This is a genomic window from Bacillus sp. FJAT-27986 (assembly GCF_001685035.1).
GTDB lineage: Bacteria > Bacillota > Bacilli > Bacillales > Pradoshiaceae > Pradoshia.
On record NZ_MAYV01000001.1, the window covers coordinates 107,061 to 126,549 of the forward strand.

The 19,489-nt window shown below is 35.8% G+C and carries 21 protein-coding genes; 7 read left to right on the forward strand and 14 right to left on the reverse strand.

Features of this window, described 5'->3' with window-relative positions:
• Positions 1–112: 112 nt before the first annotated feature.
• The 10 genes from A8L44_RS00445 to A8L44_RS00490 all read right to left on the reverse strand — a co-directional run bounded on the left by A8L44_RS00445 (position 113) and on the right by A8L44_RS00490 (position 8,792).
• Entirely contained in the window at positions 113–757 is a 645-nt protein-coding gene (locus A8L44_RS00445) for a hypothetical protein (RefSeq protein ID WP_066099942.1), read from the reverse strand.
• A gap of 415 nt (positions 758–1,172) precedes the next feature.
• Positions 1,173–1,472 (reverse strand): DUF2087 domain-containing protein, encoded by a 300-nt coding sequence (locus tag A8L44_RS00450; protein ID WP_066099945.1) that lies wholly within the window; start codon positions 1,470–1,472, stop codon positions 1,173–1,175.
• 19 nt (positions 1,473–1,491) lie between these two features.
• Positions 1,492–2,040: an AAA family ATPase gene (locus A8L44_RS00455; RefSeq protein WP_066099948.1), complete on the reverse strand. Its 549-nt coding sequence runs from the start codon at positions 2,038–2,040 to the stop codon at positions 1,492–1,494.
• A 356-nt stretch (positions 2,041–2,396) separates the two neighbouring features.
• A complete protein-coding gene (locus tag A8L44_RS00460) occupies positions 2,397–2,957 on the reverse strand; it encodes a thioredoxin family protein (RefSeq protein WP_066099951.1) in 561 nt (186 codons plus the stop codon).
• 99 nt (positions 2,958–3,056) lie between these two features.
• Positions 3,057–4,448: an FAD-binding oxidoreductase gene (locus A8L44_RS00465; RefSeq protein ID WP_066099953.1), complete on the reverse strand. Its 1,392-nt coding sequence runs from the start codon at positions 4,446–4,448 to the stop codon at positions 3,057–3,059.
• Positions 4,449–4,809: 361 nt separating this feature from the next.
• Complete coding sequence (locus A8L44_RS00470) at positions 4,810–5,664, reverse strand: ABC transporter permease (RefSeq protein WP_066099955.1); 855 nt, start codon at positions 5,662–5,664, stop codon at positions 4,810–4,812.
• Complete coding sequence (locus A8L44_RS00475) at positions 5,657–6,577, reverse strand: ABC transporter ATP-binding protein (protein ID WP_066099958.1); 921 nt, start codon at positions 6,575–6,577, stop codon at positions 5,657–5,659. Before A8L44_RS00475 ends, A8L44_RS00470 begins: the two co-directional genes overlap by 8 nt.
• Before the next feature lie 469 nt (positions 6,578–7,046).
• Complete coding sequence (locus tag A8L44_RS00480) at positions 7,047–7,670, reverse strand: pyridoxamine 5'-phosphate oxidase family protein (protein WP_066099961.1); 624 nt, start codon at positions 7,668–7,670, stop codon at positions 7,047–7,049.
• A 128-nt stretch (positions 7,671–7,798) separates the two neighbouring features.
• A complete protein-coding gene (locus A8L44_RS00485) occupies positions 7,799–8,107 on the reverse strand; it encodes a GNAT family N-acetyltransferase (protein WP_306821531.1) in 309 nt (102 codons plus the stop codon).
• 58 nt (positions 8,108–8,165) lie between these two features.
• Complete coding sequence (locus A8L44_RS00490; protein WP_066099964.1) at positions 8,166–8,792, reverse strand: NUDIX hydrolase; 627 nt, start codon at positions 8,790–8,792, stop codon at positions 8,166–8,168.
• A gap of 182 nt (positions 8,793–8,974) precedes the next feature.
• Here A8L44_RS00490 and A8L44_RS00495 point away from each other — a divergent pair, with 182 nt between their 5' ends.
• Positions 8,975–9,391: an organic hydroperoxide resistance protein gene (locus tag A8L44_RS00495; RefSeq protein WP_066099966.1), complete on the forward strand. Its 417-nt coding sequence runs from the start codon at positions 8,975–8,977 to the stop codon at positions 9,389–9,391.
• 144 nt (positions 9,392–9,535) lie between these two features.
• Here A8L44_RS00495 and A8L44_RS00500 read toward each other — a convergent pair whose 3' ends face one another.
• A complete protein-coding gene (locus A8L44_RS00500) occupies positions 9,536–9,808 on the reverse strand; it encodes a hypothetical protein (protein ID WP_077247921.1) in 273 nt (90 codons plus the stop codon).
• 349 nt (positions 9,809–10,157) lie between these two features.
• Between A8L44_RS00500 and A8L44_RS00505 the strand changes: the two genes are divergently transcribed.
• Complete coding sequence (locus A8L44_RS00505) at positions 10,158–10,445, forward strand: hypothetical protein (protein ID WP_066099970.1); 288 nt, start codon at positions 10,158–10,160, stop codon at positions 10,443–10,445.
• 26 nt (positions 10,446–10,471) lie between these two features.
• Positions 10,472–11,254, forward strand: a complete 783-nt coding sequence (gene yidC / locus A8L44_RS00510; RefSeq protein ID WP_308810529.1) for a membrane protein insertase YidC — start codon at positions 10,472–10,474, stop codon at positions 11,252–11,254.
• Between the two features lie 145 nt (positions 11,255–11,399).
• On the opposite strand, the gene A8L44_RS00515 is transcribed toward yidC, so the two are convergent.
• Positions 11,400–12,887, reverse strand: coding sequence for an aldehyde dehydrogenase family protein (locus A8L44_RS00515; RefSeq protein ID WP_066099972.1), 1,488 nt, complete (start codon positions 12,885–12,887; stop codon positions 11,400–11,402).
• 358 nt (positions 12,888–13,245) lie between these two features.
• Here A8L44_RS00515 and A8L44_RS00520 point away from each other — a divergent pair, with 358 nt between their 5' ends.
• Complete coding sequence (locus A8L44_RS00520; protein WP_066099976.1) at positions 13,246–13,662, forward strand: hypothetical protein; 417 nt, start codon at positions 13,246–13,248, stop codon at positions 13,660–13,662.
• A 62-nt stretch (positions 13,663–13,724) separates the two neighbouring features.
• On the opposite strand, the gene A8L44_RS00525 is transcribed toward A8L44_RS00520, so the two are convergent.
• Positions 13,725–14,648 (reverse strand): aromatic acid exporter family protein, encoded by a 924-nt coding sequence (locus A8L44_RS00525; RefSeq protein WP_066099977.1) that lies wholly within the window; start codon positions 14,646–14,648, stop codon positions 13,725–13,727.
• Between the two features lie 164 nt (positions 14,649–14,812).
• Here A8L44_RS00525 and pepT point away from each other — a divergent pair, with 164 nt between their 5' ends.
• The gene (pepT, locus tag A8L44_RS00530) at positions 14,813–16,045 is read left to right on the forward strand and encodes a peptidase T (protein WP_066099978.1); all 1,233 of its coding nucleotides are present in this window, start codon (positions 14,813–14,815) and stop codon (positions 16,043–16,045) included.
• 377 nt (positions 16,046–16,422) lie between these two features.
• On the opposite strand, the gene A8L44_RS00535 is transcribed toward pepT, so the two are convergent.
• Positions 16,423–16,797: a DUF2750 domain-containing protein gene (locus A8L44_RS00535; protein ID WP_066099981.1), complete on the reverse strand. Its 375-nt coding sequence runs from the start codon at positions 16,795–16,797 to the stop codon at positions 16,423–16,425.
• 810 nt (positions 16,798–17,607) lie between these two features.
• Between A8L44_RS00535 and A8L44_RS00540 the strand changes: the two genes are divergently transcribed.
• Positions 17,608–18,444 (forward strand): hypothetical protein, encoded by an 837-nt coding sequence (locus A8L44_RS00540; protein ID WP_066099984.1) that lies wholly within the window; start codon positions 17,608–17,610, stop codon positions 18,442–18,444.
• Complete coding sequence (locus tag A8L44_RS00545; RefSeq protein WP_066099986.1) at positions 18,437–19,417, forward strand: ABC transporter permease subunit; 981 nt, start codon at positions 18,437–18,439, stop codon at positions 19,415–19,417. Before A8L44_RS00540 ends, A8L44_RS00545 begins: the two co-directional genes overlap by 8 nt.
• Positions 19,418–19,489 lie beyond the last annotated feature (72 nt).

The following is a 19,489-nucleotide window of genomic DNA, read 5'->3' on the forward strand; positions in this document are numbered from 1 at the left end:
CTGTCTTCAATCTTAATATTCATACGTTAATGGCATCATAAACCTTTATTCGATTAGCCCGACCAAAACTAACCTCATAAAAGCTCAACATAAGCTTTTGATTTTAAAGGATTTACACATTACTTGAAGAGTAATTCAGTTTAAAGATGGAAAGTTCCTTCTCAATCTCGCTATCTATTAACACTTCATTTACTGTATCCTCTTTTGGATTAAGTTCTTTATAGGACTCTTTATCGATAATTTCCCTTTTAATCCGTTCAATATGCTTCTTGCAGTTCCCTCTGTCTAACTTTTCAGAAATCACCAATTCCTGTAATGCTATTTTCTGTTTGATAATAAAAGCTTCTCGATTGCTTTTATCATTATCTAAAACACAAAGGGCTTTATTTAGCCTATATTGATATTCTTGGATTCTTTGATTATGCATATCTATTATTTCATTCAGACATTGTAATTTCTGCTGTTCCTTAACTTTTTCTCGAATCATTTCCCTGGCAGCTGTATCTTTCTTATGATCCACATACTGTGTGACTAACTTATTTATACTTTCAATTCGAATAAGCTTGTTCGATTGTTTCATATCCAAGTAATGACCGATTTCTATATGCTTTGCTAATGCTAACTTTAAAATTTGAATGTTCTCCTCTAAAATTTTTATAGCATCATCTAATATTTGGCGGTAATCGTTCAATTCTTCAATAAATAACTCTTTATCTGTTTTGAAAAATCGGGTTATCTTTTTTTTTAAGTTTTTCATGCTACCTCACCCTTAGTTGTATAATTTATATAATTAGTTATCCGATACCCTTTTTCGTCGGTCAAAAGAAATGATTGCCGTATAATAATCATATTATGTAAAAAAACTTTTATTTCATGCAGTATACTTGTATTATGATTACAAAACCTACTAATCAAATTAGTTTCATTATTACACTCATAGTATAAATATACACTTATTTCAGTTTATCAATCCACTATTTGTTTTCAACTAAACTGCTCTTTAACAGCATAAAAGAAGACCGTCAATTTGACAGCCGTGGACTTTCGCTATAGTTTGATAGAATACCGGGCTCCAAAGGGTGAGACTAAATAGTTCATCATTCAACATAATTTAAATATCCTATTATCCCCTAACATTTTTGCTTGGCTTGCTCAATATAAATTTTATCCATTTAATCTTCTTTTATCCAATATTCCGAAAAATCCTTGCTGCGATTCATAAATCCATACACAATAAGCTCTCTTCTAATTGTTGCAAAATCACCGTAAATTGTTTTCAATACTTCGTTAATTTCTATTTCTGAATATACTCTCCCCAGTTCAAAACGTTCACTTATATTTTGTAAAATGATCAGCTTTCTTTTCTCCTTACTCGGAAAAGTATCTAATTGACCACTCAAACCTTCTTTAAAATAGGCTGACAAGACCTTTTGCTTTTCCTCTTCTGTTGTTACATAGCGTATATTCACCATGTTTACCCCCTAAAATCAACTATGTTTCTATTTTTTTAGTAATAATATTTACAATCTCATATTCAGGTAATGTTCCATCTACAATGAGGTCAGAAATCGGTTTGATCGTATTCAACATATGAAGATATCCCCTTCTTCCCCAACCAATGTAGTAATTTAAATCCATCATAATCTCCTCAACGGCACCATTTCTAAAATCTCGAGTTAATCTTCGTGCCATGGCAATATCCAGTGGAGTATCAATAAATACTGCAAAATCAATAATTTCCTTCATTTGACTATGTAAATTAGCGAATGGAAAATCTACTATTATGTAATCCAGCGGTTCATTAACTAACTTTTTTATATCTGTAAGAAGCGGTGATAAATCCCAATCATCTGGATTACCTCTATTATCAATCCAATTAATCATGTCATTGGGACCATTAAAATCATAATCATCAAAGGATAGAGTTCCACTATTTTGCAAATTATTTTTCAGGTAAGAGGTGATGGTCGTTTTTCCTCCACCTGAAACAGCAGCAATTGAAATAACAAACGGACACTTTCTTTTTTTATATTTCTCCAATTCAAAAATCCTTTCATATAACCAGCATTCTATTCCTTTGAGTACTTGACTAACTTTGCAGTTCCACCGTCTTTTATTGACTTTGCAATCCTTTCACATTTTTTAATGGCCCATATATAAAAGCAGGTTTCTTCTTGTTGGGAAGCCTGCTCCTTCTGTCCTTTCCAAAAATATTTTCTCTACACATTCAATTATCTAGATTTTAAGTTCCTAATTACCGAAGCCTGAAGTTAAATGATTGTCAAAATTTTACGGCTGGATTCCATTCTATTGAATCATTGAAGCCCGTCCTTGTATGTCGCCTAAGCTTTTCTCGGTGATATATCCTCTTCTAATACTTTTAGATGAATCACTCGCTACTTAATTTCTTTTAACTTACTAATAATGCTATCTGCAATAACATGCCAAGTATCATAATCCACCGTAAATTTATTTACAAATTCTTTGAACATCTCAAGTTGTTTTTCTTTAAAATCAGGGGCATCTGCGCTTGGTAACTGTGATTTCAATTCCTCAAAGCTTTGTTGAATTTTAGCAGCGCGTGGTCCCCAGACGGTTAATTCATTTCCATCCTCATCTATGAAAATAAAAATCGGGATCGATCGAGCCGTTCCATTGGTTAAATACTGATCCATTAACTCTAAATTGCTGTCACGCAGGATAAAACGAACGTCGATATTTGTTGCCTCTGCAATACGCAGTAAAATCGGGATATTTACCATTGCATCCCCGCACCAATCTTCTGTCAACACAATAACCTTAATCCCAGTGGGCGGTATAGTTAAAAGCGCCTCTTTACTCTCCCCTGATAGATGGAACGATTCATATACCTTTAGGAGATTTTCTTTATTTGTTTTCATACCATCGATATACTGTTCCGTTGTTAAACCTTTTTCAAACCATTGTTGTAATTCCACCCCTAAAACCCTCCTGTTATCATTATAAAAACTCATCCACCAATACATGTCTCTATCTTAAGAGAGCTATCAAGGTTAAAACAAATTCTACCAATCTATTTATTTCTCTTTCTTTATTTTAAAAATTTTATTTGGGTTTAGAAGATTATCTGGATCTAGTACCCGTTTAATCTTTTCCATCACCAGCAGTGCTTCTCCGTGTTCTTTCTCTTGGTATTTCTGTTTCCCAATGCCGACACCATGTTCTCCTGTACAAGTTCCTCCTCGTTCAAGTGCATACATGACAATCATTTCATTATATTGATCAGCTCTTTTCAGTTCATCAAAATCATTCATATCAATCATTAACAGAACATGAAAATTGCCATCACCGACGTGCCCAACAACACCGCCTGTAAGCATTAACAAATCAAGTGTTTCTCTTGCATGAGCAATAGCACCTGCTAACTTGGAAAGGGGCAAACAAACATCGGTTATCATGAGTTTTTTTCCTGGGTGTCCATGAATATAGGAGTAAGCTAGATTATGGCGAGCTTCCCATAGCTGATTTCGAGCAGCATTATCGGTCTCGAATTCAATACGTTCACAATTGTGAGCCTCCACAATCTCTTTCATAAATTCAACATCTTGCTTTAAGCCCGCCTCATTCCCCTCAAATTCTAAAAATAAGGTTGGCTGTTCCAGATAGGCCGTCTTATTATGAAGGTTTACTTGTTTCATAGAAGGTTCATCTACGAGCTCAACTCTTGCAATTGGAATTCCCGCTTGTAAAATATTCAAGACTGCTTCAACAGCATCACTAACTGTTTTAAAGGATGCTCGCGCTGCCATAATATTTTCAGGAATACCGTACACTCTTAATGTCAATTCAGTAAAACATCCAAGTGTCCCTTCCGAACCAACAAATACACCATTTAAATGATAGCCAGAAGAAGATTTTTCTGCTAAATTTCCTGTATGAATCACTGTGCCATCTGCGAGAACAACCTCTAAATCCCGAACTTGGTCACGCATAATTCCATATTTAACAGATGTTGTTCCACTGGCATTTGTAGCTGCCATCCCACCAAGTGTTGCATCTGCTCCCGGATCTACGGAGAAAAACAATCCGTATTTTTTCAGCTCTTTATTCAACTGAGAACGCGTCACCCCTGGTTGAACTTTCACAAGAAAGTCCTTCTCCCTAACCTCTACTATTTTATCCATAAGAGAAAAGTCAATCATGATTCCATGGTCATAAGGAATAACATGCCCTTCCAAGCTTGTTCCCCTTCCAAATGGCACAATCGGCACTTTATATTGATCCGCTATAGTAATTATCTCCCTCACTTCTTCTGTGTTTGTCGGAAACACTACTATATCAGGCAGACTAGCACGATGATACGATTCATCTATGCTGTGTTGTTCTAAAATAGTATGATTGGTCGTTACTCGGCTTTCTTGAATAACACTTCGCAGAGCAATTAACAATTCTTCAGTGGTTTTGATCAATTTATTCGCCCCTTATTATCATTTTTCCGCGGTATTTGTTAATGGTATTTTTGCTGTTTGAATTATAAAAATATACCTTTATAGTAATTCCTCTTACTTTCAATTCTCTCCAACCTCTACCATTATATCAAATATTAGGAAAATATTTGCAATTCACATTCCCTAATATTGATTCTAATTAAAGCTTTAGGGAATAAGAAAGGATCATACAGCTTCGATATAATAATCGAATAAGAGTCATTATTAAAAAATACTGGTTGAGGATGCGGTGAAGGGCAATTTAGCTGGATTAACATGAAATTGATTCAGGAAAAAGATAACTATATTAGTGCATGAAAATAGCAGGAAACTATGTCCCCTGCTAAGATTTCTTTCGTGATACATTCCATACGGCAAGAGCGAAAAATAAAATGGTGACTCCTACCAGGACAAGAATATGCGTGCTGCCTTGGGCAGTAAAGTCACCATATGTCAGCACAACACCCAGTTCTTCTTTAAAACCATCGACTGCAGCACTTGGTGCACCGTCGAATGATATTTTTAAGGGCTCTTCCATAAATACCTGACGAAATAAGACGCCTGCATGGGTGACCGGAAAGATCTTCACAATCATTTGTACAGCATCAGGAAGATTGCCAATTGGTATGTAAATGCCGGTAAGAAACCCGATTAATGTCCCGATAATCGTACTGCCAGTTGCAAATGCATTAACACTTGAAAAGAAGCTAACTAAGAAAAACACCATTGCGCTTGAGGCTAGAACCGATAGGAACATCAACACAATGATTTTTAACATACCTATGAGTGGCAAAAGCTCCCCACCGTTTGCGACAATATATATCTCCGCTAAGACAAAAGTGACCATACACATGATGAGGCCGACCATAAATGAACTGATTACATAACCACCAGCGATTTGATACCTTTTTAATGGCGAAGCATAGAAATCTTTTGCATTGCCATTTGCCCGATCCTCTACCATTGTGCCAAAAGCGCCCATTGTCGTCGTGACAGAGGTAACGGCAAGAAGACCGCCCATAATCCAACTGTCCATTAAGTATCGAGCTTCCTTAATTTCGGTCATGTCCCCTGCAATGGTATCTCCAAGAAAGAGGACATATAAGCCAATGATAATGAAGACGGCCAATAAGGAGAAGAAGACCGCACTTTTATCCCGAAAAAATAGTTTTAGATTACGCTTTGCTAAATTAAACATCAGCACGTATTTCCTTTCCTGTGATTTCGATGAACACGTCATCCATTGTCCCATGCATCACTTCAAAATTTGCAATCAAGGGCTCTGCCAATTTTAGAATCGAGAGGGCCTCTTTTGTATTCGCTATTTTAATGATCATCAGTTGATGCTCGTTTTTGTAACTGATTCCATTGGCTTGAAAAAGCTCATCGAGAGCAGCATAGTCAATCGGTTCAATTTTCAGCATATCTGAGCTATATGTATTTCGCAGTTCATAAGGAGTTCCCTTTGCCACAATCTCTCCATCATCAATAATCATGATATAGTCGGCAGAGGCGGCTTCCTCCATATAATGTGTCGTCAAGAATACAGTCAGTCCCTGATCTCTTTGCAGGTTCGTAATCGTCTCCCAAACACTTCTTCTTGTTTGGGGGTCAAGACCGGTAGTCGGCTCATCCAGGAAAAGAACCTTCGGTGTGTTCACAAGAGCTCTTGCTATATCAGCGCGGCGCCTTTGTCCTCCTGATAATTTTCCGTATGGGCGATCAATAAAGTCCATGACATCAGCTGCAATCGCTGCTTGTTCCACTCTGGATTTGAGCTCCGATTTTGGAATCTGATAGAATTTGGCTCTTGTTAGGAGATTTTCCCGTACAGTCAGGAGAGGGTCGAGCAGACTTTCCTGGAAGACTACCCCGATTGATTCACGGATTTTTGAATCATTTTTAGCAATCTGAAAGCCATTGATGATGATTTCTCCTTTATCTGGCTTCAAGAGCGTGCATAACATATCAATTGTCGTGCTTTTGCCCGCGCCATTAGGACCGAGGAAGGCAAACAGCTTTCCTTGCTCTACATAAAAATCAATATCATTCACCGCAGTAATGTCACCATAGGTTTTGGAGAGGCGGCGTACCTCAATGATTTTTTCCATATAAACACCTCAATTCATATAAATAGGCAGATTAGAATGTTTTTTCGCTGGAGAGTTTTAAAAATGGGGTAAATTCGTAATATTTAATTATATTATAGCTCGGATAGAAGCAATTTGGCGATGAAATATATGCGATGAAATGAACATTCTATCCTGATTAAAACATATATAGACTGGATTTACAGATTGAGGGAGAACTTCGAGATATTTACACGACAATATGGATGCAAAAAGCCGTACCTGTATTAAATAAACCGATTAATGATGTAAAACCACTCTATAATTATGTAAAAAGGTATATGAATTAACGCGTCATTTCTTTAAATAACGAGAACAGCCACTTCCTTCCTGGAGGTGGCGGTTTTACAACTCAGAATAAATTATACAAAAGCAACATCCTTACGAAAACAGTCTTATTTTTACTATGGCGAAAGAATAAGATTACTATCAGAAAGCAACAAAAGATTGCTTAAAATAATCTGGTTGTGTAACCCTCCTTTAATTGAATTTCAATGTCTTCAGCTCTTGTTTTCAATTGGCTGGCATGCGCTGCAAGTATCTTTGAAGCTTGAGGAAGAGAATTTTTATCTGGCCACGTTGTCGGGTTCCATAATTCTGATCTAATAAATGCTTTTGCACAATGAATAAAGCATTCCTCTACCTTAACCCCAATACCGATGTTTGGTGTCTTTCCATTAACACCTAAACACTCAAGCAAGTCTGGATCTTTTACTACGTACCCTTTTCCATTTACACGGAGGGTTTCACCCAAGCCTGGAATAATAAACAACAAGCCTACTCCAGGGTTCATTAGAAGATTGTATAAGGTGTCCATTCTTTTATTGCCTCTCCGTTCTGGAATTATCAAATAATTTTCATCCAATATTCGAACAAATCCAGCTTGGTCTCCCCTAGGTGAAACATCTAAATTCCCGTTTCCATCCGTTGTACCAATAAACACAAACGGAGATTTACTTATGAAATGCACACAATGATCATCCAATCGTTTAATCACTTTATTTTGTACTAGTTTACTTGGTTCTCCTATCAGAGCACGCAGTTCATTTGCCTCCGTTATAATCTGTTCAAACATTGTATTCCCCCTTTTTTATTTAACCAAATAGGTTTCAGCCAACTCCTGATTCAAATAGCGGGCCATACCTGTTTTCAATGGGTAAAATCCGCATTTTTTATAAAATTCCTCGTTTCCGACTGTCGAAATTAAGTGGATACAAGATACGGATTCAATTGTGTTAATAGAGAGTTAATAATTTCCTTAGCTACTCCATTACCCTGTTCGTCTGTATGGACTACGAGATCATAAATCGCACCATTAAATACACCATCTGATAGCGCTCTTCCAAAACCAATTAGTCTATCTTCTTTAAAAGCAATGGCCACATGCGTGCTTACTGTGAATACTTGATTAATCATTTCAATTGTATGCTTATTCCAGCCCACAGATTGATAGACTTGCTGCATAGACTCGGCATATATTGAGTTATAATTTACTTTGATTTCTATGTCCATTCCGAGATTCAGTTGACTATGCTACCGATCGTTTATCTTTTCTAAGCACTTCCTCGATTTAAGCTTTCCGGTTAGAGCAAATAGCTTCTGCCACGCTAACAAAATACTGCTTAGAATGCGGTACAAACCGGTCCTTACTTATTGTCTCCTTAAACCAGGTTTTACCTCCGCTAGAATCCTGCTTATAGCCTTCAATCTCCAAATGATCTGAATCTCCATTGTAAAAAGAAATAAAATCGTATAATCGAGCTTTTGCCATTCCAGATACTTCTTCCGGCTGCAGGATAAAAGTCTCCATAGGTTCTGTCATTTCATAAAGAAAAACATGACTTAATTCATGGTCTTTGATTGTCTCTGTTTCTATTACATTAGGAAACATACCAAGGCTGTTTAGTTGATCATAGGTAACATTTAATCCAAGTTCCTCATTAACTTCTCTTACACCATCAGCTACCGTTTCGTTTGAAAGAATATGTCCCGCTGCAGTTATATCGTAAACATTAGCAAAATCTTTTTTTAAATGACTTCTAAGTTGAAGATACATATATTCTTCATGATTTTCTTTTCCAACCACATAACATTGAAAGGTTTGATGCCAATATCCTTTATTATGGACTTCATCGCGTGTGGCTACCCCAATCGCGGAACCTGATTCATCAAAAATAGTTAGCATTTCTGTTTCCATACATATACACACTACTTCCCATATATTTACTTTCACCATTATTATATGCCTAGCTTTTCTATGTAGTCTAGATAAAAAAGGAGATATTTTCATAATGATTAATACCTATTCTTTTGACAATCTGTTTAATAAAACCAAAATAGGGAAAAGTGCTATATATCATTAATTAAGGAGTTGGTTTGATGGAACCATTATATACAGCAACCGTCACATCTACAGGCGGTCGTGAAGGACATGTAAAATCTGAAGACGGGATTATAGATTTAGATGTGAGGCAACCAAAAGCATTGGGAGGTAGCGGAGAACAAGCTGCAAACCCAGAATTACTGTTTGCAGCAGGATATGCTGCCTGTTATGACAGTGCATTAAACCTCGTATTACGTAAGGATCGAAAAAAAGTAGATACAACGGTCACGTCTAATATAACGATTGGTAAAGATGAAGAAGATGGCGGTTTTAAACTGGCTGTCCGCTTAGATGTCTCTATCCCTGGTTTGGATAAAGAAGAAGTTAAAAAATATGCTGATATGGCCCACCAGGTTTGCCCTTATTCTAAAGCAACGCGAGGAAATATTGAGGTAACCATTATTACGGTGTGATTACTTACTTTCTATATAAGTATTTTTATAGGATAGAGTCTATTCGCTTATAAATAACAGAACAAACGACTGGGAAACCAGCCGTTTGTTCTTTTTTTACTTAAACCGTCCGTTTAACTGCTAAAATTCTTGGATGAAATCCATTCAATTAATTGTTTTAGGAGAATAGGTAGTTCCGTTTAATACCAGCTTAGGGACATCCTGATGTTCAGTCAATAAAGCCTTTATTTCATTCCTATTTAATTTAAAAATATAGGCTAGGTCACTCTCTTTTAAAAACACATTGTAATCAATTACATTTTTAGACTGACGAAAATTTATGAGTCCTTTACCTATGTAATGCCCCAATAAAGCTAATCCAACCCCAATACAAAATAGCCCAAAATTTATTCCTGCACCTAATATATCTATTTCCAAATCTATCTCCCCCTTCTTTAATTCTAGTAAACATAAAGAAATTTCCCTTCGAATTCTGACTCTTTTATATCCATCTATATTTATTCGATTAAAATATTGTTAAATCCTTTTATTAAACTTTATTTTGATCTTGCAGCATAATGATTAAGGTAGCTAACACCTTTGTTTATATAAGTAAATATCAATCAAAAAAAACTGTTCACCTCTCAGCTAAAACTTTATTCCCTTCTTATTCGTCTCTTCTCACTTAATAAGAGAACTTCTTCTATCCCTGGCATTCATTTAATGGTATAGTATCCATAACAAATCACTTCATAATTTGAAAATCTTAAACGGAGAGTTGCCAGCCATGATAGGATTATTAATTGAATACGATTATGATGTCATACAGCAGACATTAATAATTGCCTTTTTATTCTCGGTTGTCTTTCCGTTAGCCGCCTTATTCATAGTGCATAAGCAAAATAAAGTCCTTTTCAGTAACCACTATGAAGAAGGAACGAATCAACCGATTTTAAAAAGCAATAAGAAACAGCCAATTATAGATAAACGCCATATTCAACGCTTTTTCACTTTATTTCGTATTAAGGTAAACCCCGGAGATAAAGAAAGCAGCCATTTCCATCCCATCGTATAAACAAATACATGATCGGAGGAAATGGATTGAAAAAATTAATAGGTGTTTTATTCGCAGGAATGTTGTTGAGTGGATGTTCAGCCAATTCTAACGGAGACGGTTTTTTCCAACACTTTATTGTCTCTCCCTTATTATCCTTACTGGAATTTAATGCAGATCTATTTCAGGGGAATTATGGGCTCGCCATTATTTTGGCTACGTTGCTGATTAAATTATTGCTCATGCCGTTGACTGTTAAACAGTATAAAACTCAAGCTGATATGAAACGGAAAATGGAAGTTTTAAAGCCTGAGATGGAAGCTATACAAGAAAAATTAAAACAAACAACTGATGCAGCGAAGAAAGCAGAAATTCAACAGGAAATGATGCAGCTTTATCAGAAGCATGGCGTAAATCCTCTCAATATCGGATGCTTACCAATGCTGATTCAAATGCCGATATTAATGGGATTCTATTATGCCATTAGGGACTCACATACAATTGCAACCCATGACTTCCTTTGGTTTAGTCTTGGCGAGGCGAACATGATCATGGCGTTAATTGCCGGATTGATTTACTATCTCCAATTCAAAGTCAGCTCAAGCCAAATGCAGCCTGAACAGCAGAATCAAATGAAATTAATGGGACTCTTGTCACCTATGATGATTATGTTCATTTCTTTTTCGGCTCCGGCTGCTCTTCCGCTCTATTGGATAACAAGCGGAATCTTCTTGATCATCCAGACATTCGTTTTACAAAGTATCTTTAAACAGGAAGAACCAAAAGACCTTCCAAAAATTCAAACTGAGCCATCTTTAAAGAAAAGCTAAGCTCTTAATAAATAAAATCACCCCATAAAAGACAGACATAGCTCTGACTTTTATGGGGCTTATTTATGCTCTTATTTAACTGATTAACCAAATAAGGAAAAACAGTGTGATTACCGTCCATAACCACACTGCTTTCTTAAAGATCTTAGTCCATATTAATCCATACACTCTTCACTTCTGTGTAGTTATCGAGTGCATAGCTTCCCATTTCACGACCAATACCGGATTGTTTGTACCCTCCAAAAGGAGAAGCCGCATCAAATGTATTATAGGTATTTACCCATACCGTACCCGCTTGTAACTTATGTGCGATTTGATGAGCCTTTTTCAAGTCCTGTGTCCAAACACCTGCCGCTAACCCGTAGTTGCTGTCATTGGCTTTTTGTATAAGATCATCAATATCATCAAATGGCATGGCCGCTACAACAGGTCCAAATATTTCTTCTTTTGCTATTGTCATGCTATGGTTTACATCTGCAAACACGGTCGGTGATACAAAATAGCCTTTATCAAATGGAATATCCCCTCCAATTAACACTTCGGCTCCTTCTTCAACACCTTGGTCAATATATCCTTTTACCCTGGACTGCTGCTGGGCGGAAATAAGCGGGCCCATCGTTGTATCTTCTTCTAACCCATTACCCTGTTTAATATCCTTGGCACACGTTATTAAATCAGAAACGACATTATCATACATTTTCTTTTGGACATATAAACGGCTGCCTGCACAGCAAACTTGCCCCTGATTGAACATGATACCCATTAATGCACCCGGAACAGCCTTTGATAAATCTGCATCCGGAAGAATGATATTCGGCGATTTTCCTCCAAGTTCCAATGTTACGCGTTTCAGCGTATCAGCAGCTGATTTCATAATTTGTTTACCCACCTTAGTCGAACCCGTAAAGGCAATCTTATCGATCATTGGATGATCGACCAATGGTTGTCCTGCTGACGGACCATATCCTGGGACAATATTGACGACTCCATCCGGGAATCCAGCTTCACTAATTAGTTGTGCCAGGTATAATGCAGAAAGAGGTGTGTTTTCTGCTGGTTTTAATACGATTGTACACCCGGTAGCAAGTGCCGCTCCGAGTTTCCAGGCAGCCATTAATAATGGGAAATTCCACGGGATAATCTGCCCAACCACTCCAACTGGTTCATGTTTTGTATAATTAAAAAAATTACCGGCTACTGGGATGGTTTGTCCCATGATTTTAGTCGACCAACCTGCAAAATAGCGGAAGTGTTCAATGGCTAATGGAATATCTGCATTAGATGTTTCACGGAAAGGCTTCCCGTTATCCAATGTTTCCAATTGAGCCAACTCCAGCTTGTTTTCTTCCATTAAATCTGCCAATTTGTATATTAAACGACTGCGTTCTGCAGCATTCATTGTTCTCCATGGTCCTTGATCAAATGCTTTACGTGCAGCTTTGACAGCTAAATCAATATCTTCAGATTGCGCTTCTGAAATCACAGCCAAAACTTCACCAGTAGCAGGATTCATTGTTTCAAATGTTTTACCAGATACTGAGTCTACGAATTCACCATTCATATATAACTGTTTTGTACCTTTTAGAAACTCTGCTAATTTGGGACTAATATTAGAGCTTATAGTAGTGGTCATTTATTTCCCTCCATTTATATCCATCATTTTGTGAACGCTTTCAGTATATTCCATCTATTTTCCATTTTCAATTAATTACCATCTGAAGAGCAAATGAATCGTTCGCTCCTTTTTGACATGAATTAATTCAATACACCATATATTTGTTGAAAAAGAGCAAAGCTTGATCTATATTGTACTTTTGTGTTCTTTTAGCAACATAGACGCGCTTTTTGCATTTTTAAACACATGCTTTCAAAATGAATGATAAAATGCTCTCATACAAAATAGTTTCTCTTATTGATAAAAGGGAAATATATCCATTGTATAGAATAGTATTAAAGAGGCTCCATCTTTACTTTAACGAGGAGGTTCCAATTTGAATCAGTCAGTACTTATTGAGGATTTTAAGTCCTTCTTTCTTGAATTTCAATCTATATGGAATAGCTGTAATACTGAATTGATGATTTCCAAGCTTTCTCTGAATTTATCTGTTCGTTGGGCAAATGCGGATGGTGTCGTTTCAGATTGGGGATATAAGGAGGCTTGCCTAGGATGGGCAGAAGCTTTTGAACAATATTGCGGACATAACCCAAAATGGAATTTTACTATTTTACATACTACTCCAGCGTCTGAGGATGAGGTCATTGTTTTATTTTGGGTAACATTTGAAATGGATGGTGAAAAGAAAGAGGTTGTTAAACTGTTTGTACAGAGATTTAAAAGATATGAAGATGGATGGAAATTGTTGCATGAATACTGTGAAAGTTTACGGCCAGAAGCAGCAATATTATAGACGCCATACCTTTCTTCCACACAAAAAAAACGAACTGTTTTGAAAACAGCACGTTCTCTTTACTACGATTGGATTTCGATAAATTGCTCAATTTTATTGATCAAGATTAACAGGGCAGCACGAGTTTCAAACTCCTCCCTTGTTTTTGGTAAATCCATATTCTCAAACTTACCTCTTAGATTCTGTAATTTTAACAGTAGACGATTCCGGTCTTCTATATTTGCACCCAAATCATCTACGAAGTCAGCTACCATTTCATTCTGCTCAAATGTTGTAGGCAGATGAATGATTAAAGGAGCCATTCGCTCAACGATTTGGAATTGCTGATGCACTTTAGTGAAGTATTGCAAATAATAGGAGTCTCTTTTAAAAAAGGAATTTTCCTCACTTCTCTTGGCTAATTCCATACCCACTTCGATTAGCTTCTTTGTTTTAATAATGTATTCATCATTCCAAACACGTTCTTTTTTCCGAATAAACTGACCGAATTGCAAGAAGATCACTTTAAAATTTCCTTCTAGCTCCTTTATAATCTTCTTAATCTCACCTTCAACACTTGGCATATATAAGTTGAACAAAAGAGCGACCAGAATTCCAATCGATACGATGCAGATTTGGTTTAAAATAAGCTCATACGTAATATTTTGCGATATGTATAATTGCATGACAATAACAAAACCAGGTACAATACCGTCCTGAAGCCCCAGCTTAGCCATGACCGGTATATAAATAAATAATAATAAACCTACTGCAACAGCCGTATAAGCACATCCTTCAAATATCAATACAGCCAATAAAATCCCAAGTATACAAGCTGCAAACCGCTGCCATGCAATCTGTATACTTCTGCGCTGTGTACTCTGAACACTTAATAAGGTGATAACTGCAGCGGTTGCTGTATTTTCCAGCGACAAAACTTGAGCAATAACCAAGGCAATCATCGCGCCAATCGCTGTCTTAACTGTGCGGCTTCCAATTGTAAACATGGTTGTATCGATCCCTTCTTTCTTTCCATCCCCATTATATAAGAATACCCGAAATAAATAAAATTACCTCTGTACGGAAATATTAACCTAAAGAAAATTCGAATAACTTTTTGTTGATCAATAAAACTTTCGTTATAATAGGAATACAGAAGGAGATGAATCTGATGAATAAAAAATTAGTTGAACGCTTTCTTACATATGTAAAAATTGATACCCAATCCGATGAAAACAGTCAAACATGCCCTTCTACAGAGAAGCAATTTGACCTCTTAAATCTTCTAAAAGATGAATTGCAGACAATAGGAATGGAAGAAGTAACACTTGATGAAAATGGCTATTTATTTGCCACCCTTCCCGCGAATACAGAAAAAGAAGTACCAACAATCGGCTTCCTTGCTCATGTCGATACGGCTACTGATTTTACCGGTAAGAATGTAAAACCACAAATCGTAGAGAATTATGATGGCGGTGATATTACGCTTAATAAAAATCTTAATGTCATCCTATCACCGAAAGACTTTCCTGAGCTAAAAGAGTATATAGGTAAAACACTTATTACCACTGACGGCACTACTCTGCTTGGTGCTGATGATAAAGCAGGCATCGCTGAAATCGTAACGGCAATGGATTACCTAATTAAACATCCGGAAATTAAGCACGGCAAACTTCGTGTCGCTTTTACACCGGATGAAGAAATTGGCAGAGGCCCTCATAAGTTTGATGTGGAGCGTTTTAATGCTGACTTTGCTTACACACTGGATGGCGGTCCCATTGGTGAACTTGAATTTGAAAGCTTTAATGCTGCAGGGGCAAAATTGACTTTTAAAGGAACCAATGTCCACCCAGGATCCGCTAAAAATAAAATGGTCAACTCCTTAAAGATTGCCATGAATTTCAATGATGAGCTTCCAAAAGAAGAATCACCCGAATATACAGAAGGCTACGAAGGCTTCTATCATCTCCTATCGTTAAACGGTGATGTAGAACGTACTCATGCCGCTTATATTATCCGCGATCATGACCGTGAAAAATTTGAAGCCAAAAAAGCGACGATGAAAGACCTTGTTGCAAAATACAAGGCTAAATACGGCGAAGAAAATATTATATTAGATATGAATGATCAATATTATAATATGGGAGAAAAAATTGAACCTGTAAAGGAAATAGTCGATGTCGCCCATCAAGCCATGGAAAACTTGGGCATTAAACCAATTGTTAAACCAATTCGCGGCGGTACAGATGGTTCCCAACTATCCTATATGGGCCTGCCTACTCCTAACATCTTTGCCGGAGGAGAAAATTTCCACGGTAAATATGAATATGTAGCTGTTGAAAGTATGGAAAAAGCCACCGAAGTCATCATAGAACTTGTACAATTATTTGAGAAACGGGCATAATTTCTCTTATATGAAAAAGAGTGTGCAGAATGGAGGATACCAAGTCTATTATAGAGGCTAGGTATCCTCTTTTATTTGAATTTAACCAGACAAGGAAAATGGTATATCCAATATAAAAGAACTATTAAAACCCCAATTATATCCCTCCGCAAGCCGCAAAATATATACTACTTATTTTCAATTTTCTCCAATAGGGCAATAACTTTTTCGTTTTGTGCGATTATTATTTCATTTTGCTTTCTCAGTTTTACAAAGTCAAAGAGATAGACTAATAAAATCACTATAATTAAAAATCACAATCCTATTCCCCTTTCACAGTACAAAATAATTCCATTTATTATTCATTTAACCTACCCAGCCAGTAGGAACAACCTATCCTATAGATTACGAATCATTTCCTTAATTTCATCACGTGATTGAATGTTCGAATCTTTCCCGTTAGGAAAAATCACCGCAATACCACGGTCATTTTCAATATCAACAAGTATATCATCTAAAAATGTAGTTAATGGAACGTTAAAAGCTTCGTATGAATTATGATCTATTTTAGCAGCCTCTATTTCAGCAAAACTTCGGCTTGGCCAAACTGGAAGCAAAAAATGATATTCTCCTTCATCTTCTAATAGTAATAAGTCGCCATTATTTTTATCACGAAGTAGCCACACCTGTTCATCCGTCACAACCATAGCATAAAAATAAGTAAGTCTTTTTTCAGCAGGACGTTTTAAAATAAATTGTTTAATTAACTTCATATAGACCATTCCTTTTAACGACATATAATTTAAATTTATTCGACAGATAAAATAGAAAGTCCTTCTTTCTTCCGAAGAACTGCCCTTTACCCCTGTAAGAATTCATCGAAAAAAGGCAGTAATTCGCCTTGAATCAATGCCGCTATTAAATCTATTACTCTATTTATTTTTAATTAAAAAAACAACGTCTGCATAAAACTCATTGTCTTATATAACTTCATAACGCCATAACCCACTTTGAGGAACTTCAAAATTAACTGTAAAACGCTCTAATTTTGAATAACCCGGTGACGGTTCTTTGATTCTTATTGGATTTAGAGCCGTTATCTTCTCTTCTGTTTCTTTATGATAGGCATATATAGCTAATTCTTTACCTTCAAAGGTTTTAAAAGGGGCAGTAAAATGGAATACCTACCCAAATGGTTTACCTGCTATTAAATTAGGTTCTGGATTTACCGTTAATAAAATTTATATTCATTACGAACTTGCCATTCTTGATTCATTATGGTTTCTTTTGGTTTATTATTTTCGGTTTCTTTTTTTGGAGAACAGCTTACTAACGTTACAAGAAAAATAAGCAAAAATATGGGCAGAAACCTTTTATTATTAATCACTTCCTCTCAGTTATTTTTAACAAACTTCCTTTTATTAAATAACCATATATTCGTGTAAATAGACTTAAAGATTCGTATTCTGGAAACAAAAATAATTTATAGACAAAAAAGATAGATATAATTATGATAAAATTATATCCAAAAATTAGGATAAAAAGGAGATGATTTTATTTTAATTTTCAAAAAAACTGCAGTAATGATAACAGAAGTGCTTATAGCCATTTTTGTAATTATCTGCGTTAGTGCATTGCCAACACTCTTCAGAGATATTTCTGTTAATTTTTTTGCTTTCTTAGTAGAAATCAAAAACACTTTTCTATCGTTATTACACCCTCTAGATATCACATATGGGATGGGCATCCAAAGACCAGTTTTTCCACAAATATTCTACCATTATAAAGAATCAGTCCTACTGATTGTTGCATCACTTTTAATTTCAACCATACTTGCATTCTTATTAACTTACCTAATCCTATTAGTTTTTCAAACAATTAAAGCTAAGATTATGTGGTTTCTCACGATTATTGAGTCCCTACCAGATATATTTTATATAATCGCACTTCAATTTCTTACTATTATGTCCTTTAAAAAAACAGGTACGCTCTTATTTAACGTAGCTTCCGCGGGGGATGATCGGGCCTTTTTTCTCCCTATTGTATGTCTTAGTTTGCCTTTAACCTTACTGTTGACTAAATTTTTAATACAGCAATTTGAGAAAGAACAAGGGAAGTTATATGTAGAATATGCTGTAACTAAGGGAATGAAGCCACTATACATATTTAATATTCATATATTTAAAAATGTATTATTCAGTTTATACCACTATTCCAAAACGGCGATTTGGTTTGTTATATCTAATTTGGTTATTTTGGAGTATATGTTCAATATGACAGGGATTATCTATTTTATCTTTAGAAAATCACCCGAAATATTTGTAATCGGTATACTGATGATTTATTTGCCATTATATCTTATTTATCGTATATGCGATTGGTTAATTCCCCCGGTTGTAAGAGGTGAAGCGATTGATTAAACTTTTGCTAAAAAATAAAACATTTATGGTTGGATTTTTATTTGTATTTATCTTATTGATTTTGAGTATGGCTAATACACTCTTTAACGATAGTACGATTAGAACTGTGCCTCTATATATGGATGATCAAGCGAATATAGTAGATTCTCCTCCTTACCAGCCATTTACACATGGGTTTATAGCTGGTTCAGATTCAGGTGGAAGAGATTTACTTCATATGATTATACATGGTGCAAAATTTACGATAGGGATTGCTTTTCTCATTGCTATCTTACGGGTTTTATTTGCCTTAATATTTGGCGCTTTTTTAGGAGTATATTGCCAAAAGTATATTCGTTGGTACGAAAAAATATTTGATCCAATTACGGTGATTCCACTAACGTTAGTAGCATACTATGTTCTATTCAGTGTAATTGTCTATGGAGGAGATGGTTCTCCTTTTCCATTTTGGGAAAGAGCTTTGTTTGAAATAGCAATTCTAACTTTTTATGCTGTACCGACATTGGCTATCTATCAAGCTAATGAAATAAAAAAACTTCATAAAGAAGAATTCATGGAGGCTGCTATGGTGTTAGGTGGCGGTAAACTACATAAATTAAAGACACATATACTTCCTCATTTAAAAGAAAATATCGTTATTATTTTGATTCAGCAGTACATACAAGTACTCGTTGTATTAGCTCATCTAGGAGTACTAAAAATTTTCTTTGGCGGTACATTACAGGATTCTGATGGAAATGCTAACTCAGCTTCTCACGAATGGTCAGGTTTGATTGGCCAAGCTTACGATAATCTGATCGGGTATCCCTGGTTACCACTTATACCTATCCTATTTTTAGGATTAACCATTTTATCCGCTCAAATGATGCTAAGCGGGTTCACAGATGTAATAAATAATAAAGCTTTATATCTGGCTAAAGTATCTAAACCGAGAAAACGTGCTGCTAAGAAGAAGATAGAAACACAAAACTAACTATTTAATGAACACGAATGTGTCTGGCTTGATAGTTGTATAAGGTAGAATCATTAGGAATTGAATCATAAA

What these genes read in the sequence shown, in the direction of transcription:
- A8L44_RS00480 (WP_066099961.1), bottom strand. Translation starts at nt 7,670, where the DNA reads ATGTTTGAACAGATTATAACGGAGGCAAATGAACTGCGTGCTCTGATA.
- A8L44_RS00450 (WP_066099945.1), bottom strand. Translation starts at nt 1,472, where the DNA reads ATGGTGAATATACGCTATGTAACAACAGAAGAGGAAAAGCAAAAGGTC.
- A8L44_RS00525 (WP_066099977.1), bottom strand. Translation starts at nt 14,648, where the DNA reads ATGTTTACAATTGGAAGCCGCACAGTTAAGACAGCGATTGGCGCGATG.
- A8L44_RS00535 (WP_066099981.1), bottom strand. Translation starts at nt 16,797, where the DNA reads ATGAAGTTAATTAAACAATTTATTTTAAAACGTCCTGCTGAAAAAAGA.
- A8L44_RS00470 (WP_066099955.1), bottom strand. Translation starts at nt 5,664, where the DNA reads ATGTTTAATTTAGCAAAGCGTAATCTAAAACTATTTTTTCGGGATAAA.
- A8L44_RS00490 (WP_066099964.1), bottom strand. Translation starts at nt 8,792, where the DNA reads ATGGAAACAGAAATGCTAACTATTTTTGATGAATCAGGTTCCGCGATT.
- A8L44_RS00445 (WP_066099942.1), bottom strand. Translation starts at nt 757, where the DNA reads ATGAAAAACTTAAAAAAAAAGATAACCCGATTTTTCAAAACAGATAAA.
- pepT (WP_066099978.1), top strand. Translation starts at nt 14,813, where the DNA reads ATGAATAAAAAATTAGTTGAACGCTTTCTTACATATGTAAAAATTGAT.
- A8L44_RS00485 (WP_306821531.1), bottom strand. Translation starts at nt 8,107, where the DNA reads ATGGACATAGAAATCAAAGTAAATTATAACTCAATATATGCCGAGTCT.
- A8L44_RS00540 (WP_066099984.1), top strand. Translation starts at nt 17,608, where the DNA reads ATGATAACAGAAGTGCTTATAGCCATTTTTGTAATTATCTGCGTTAGT.
- A8L44_RS00495 (WP_066099966.1), top strand. Translation starts at nt 8,975, where the DNA reads ATGGAACCATTATATACAGCAACCGTCACATCTACAGGCGGTCGTGAA.
- A8L44_RS00515 (WP_066099972.1), bottom strand. Translation starts at nt 12,887, where the DNA reads ATGACCACTACTATAAGCTCTAATATTAGTCCCAAATTAGCAGAGTTT.
- A8L44_RS00505 (WP_066099970.1), top strand. Translation starts at nt 10,158, where the DNA reads ATGATAGGATTATTAATTGAATACGATTATGATGTCATACAGCAGACA.
- A8L44_RS00475 (WP_066099958.1), bottom strand. Translation starts at nt 6,577, where the DNA reads ATGGAAAAAATCATTGAGGTACGCCGCCTCTCCAAAACCTATGGTGAC.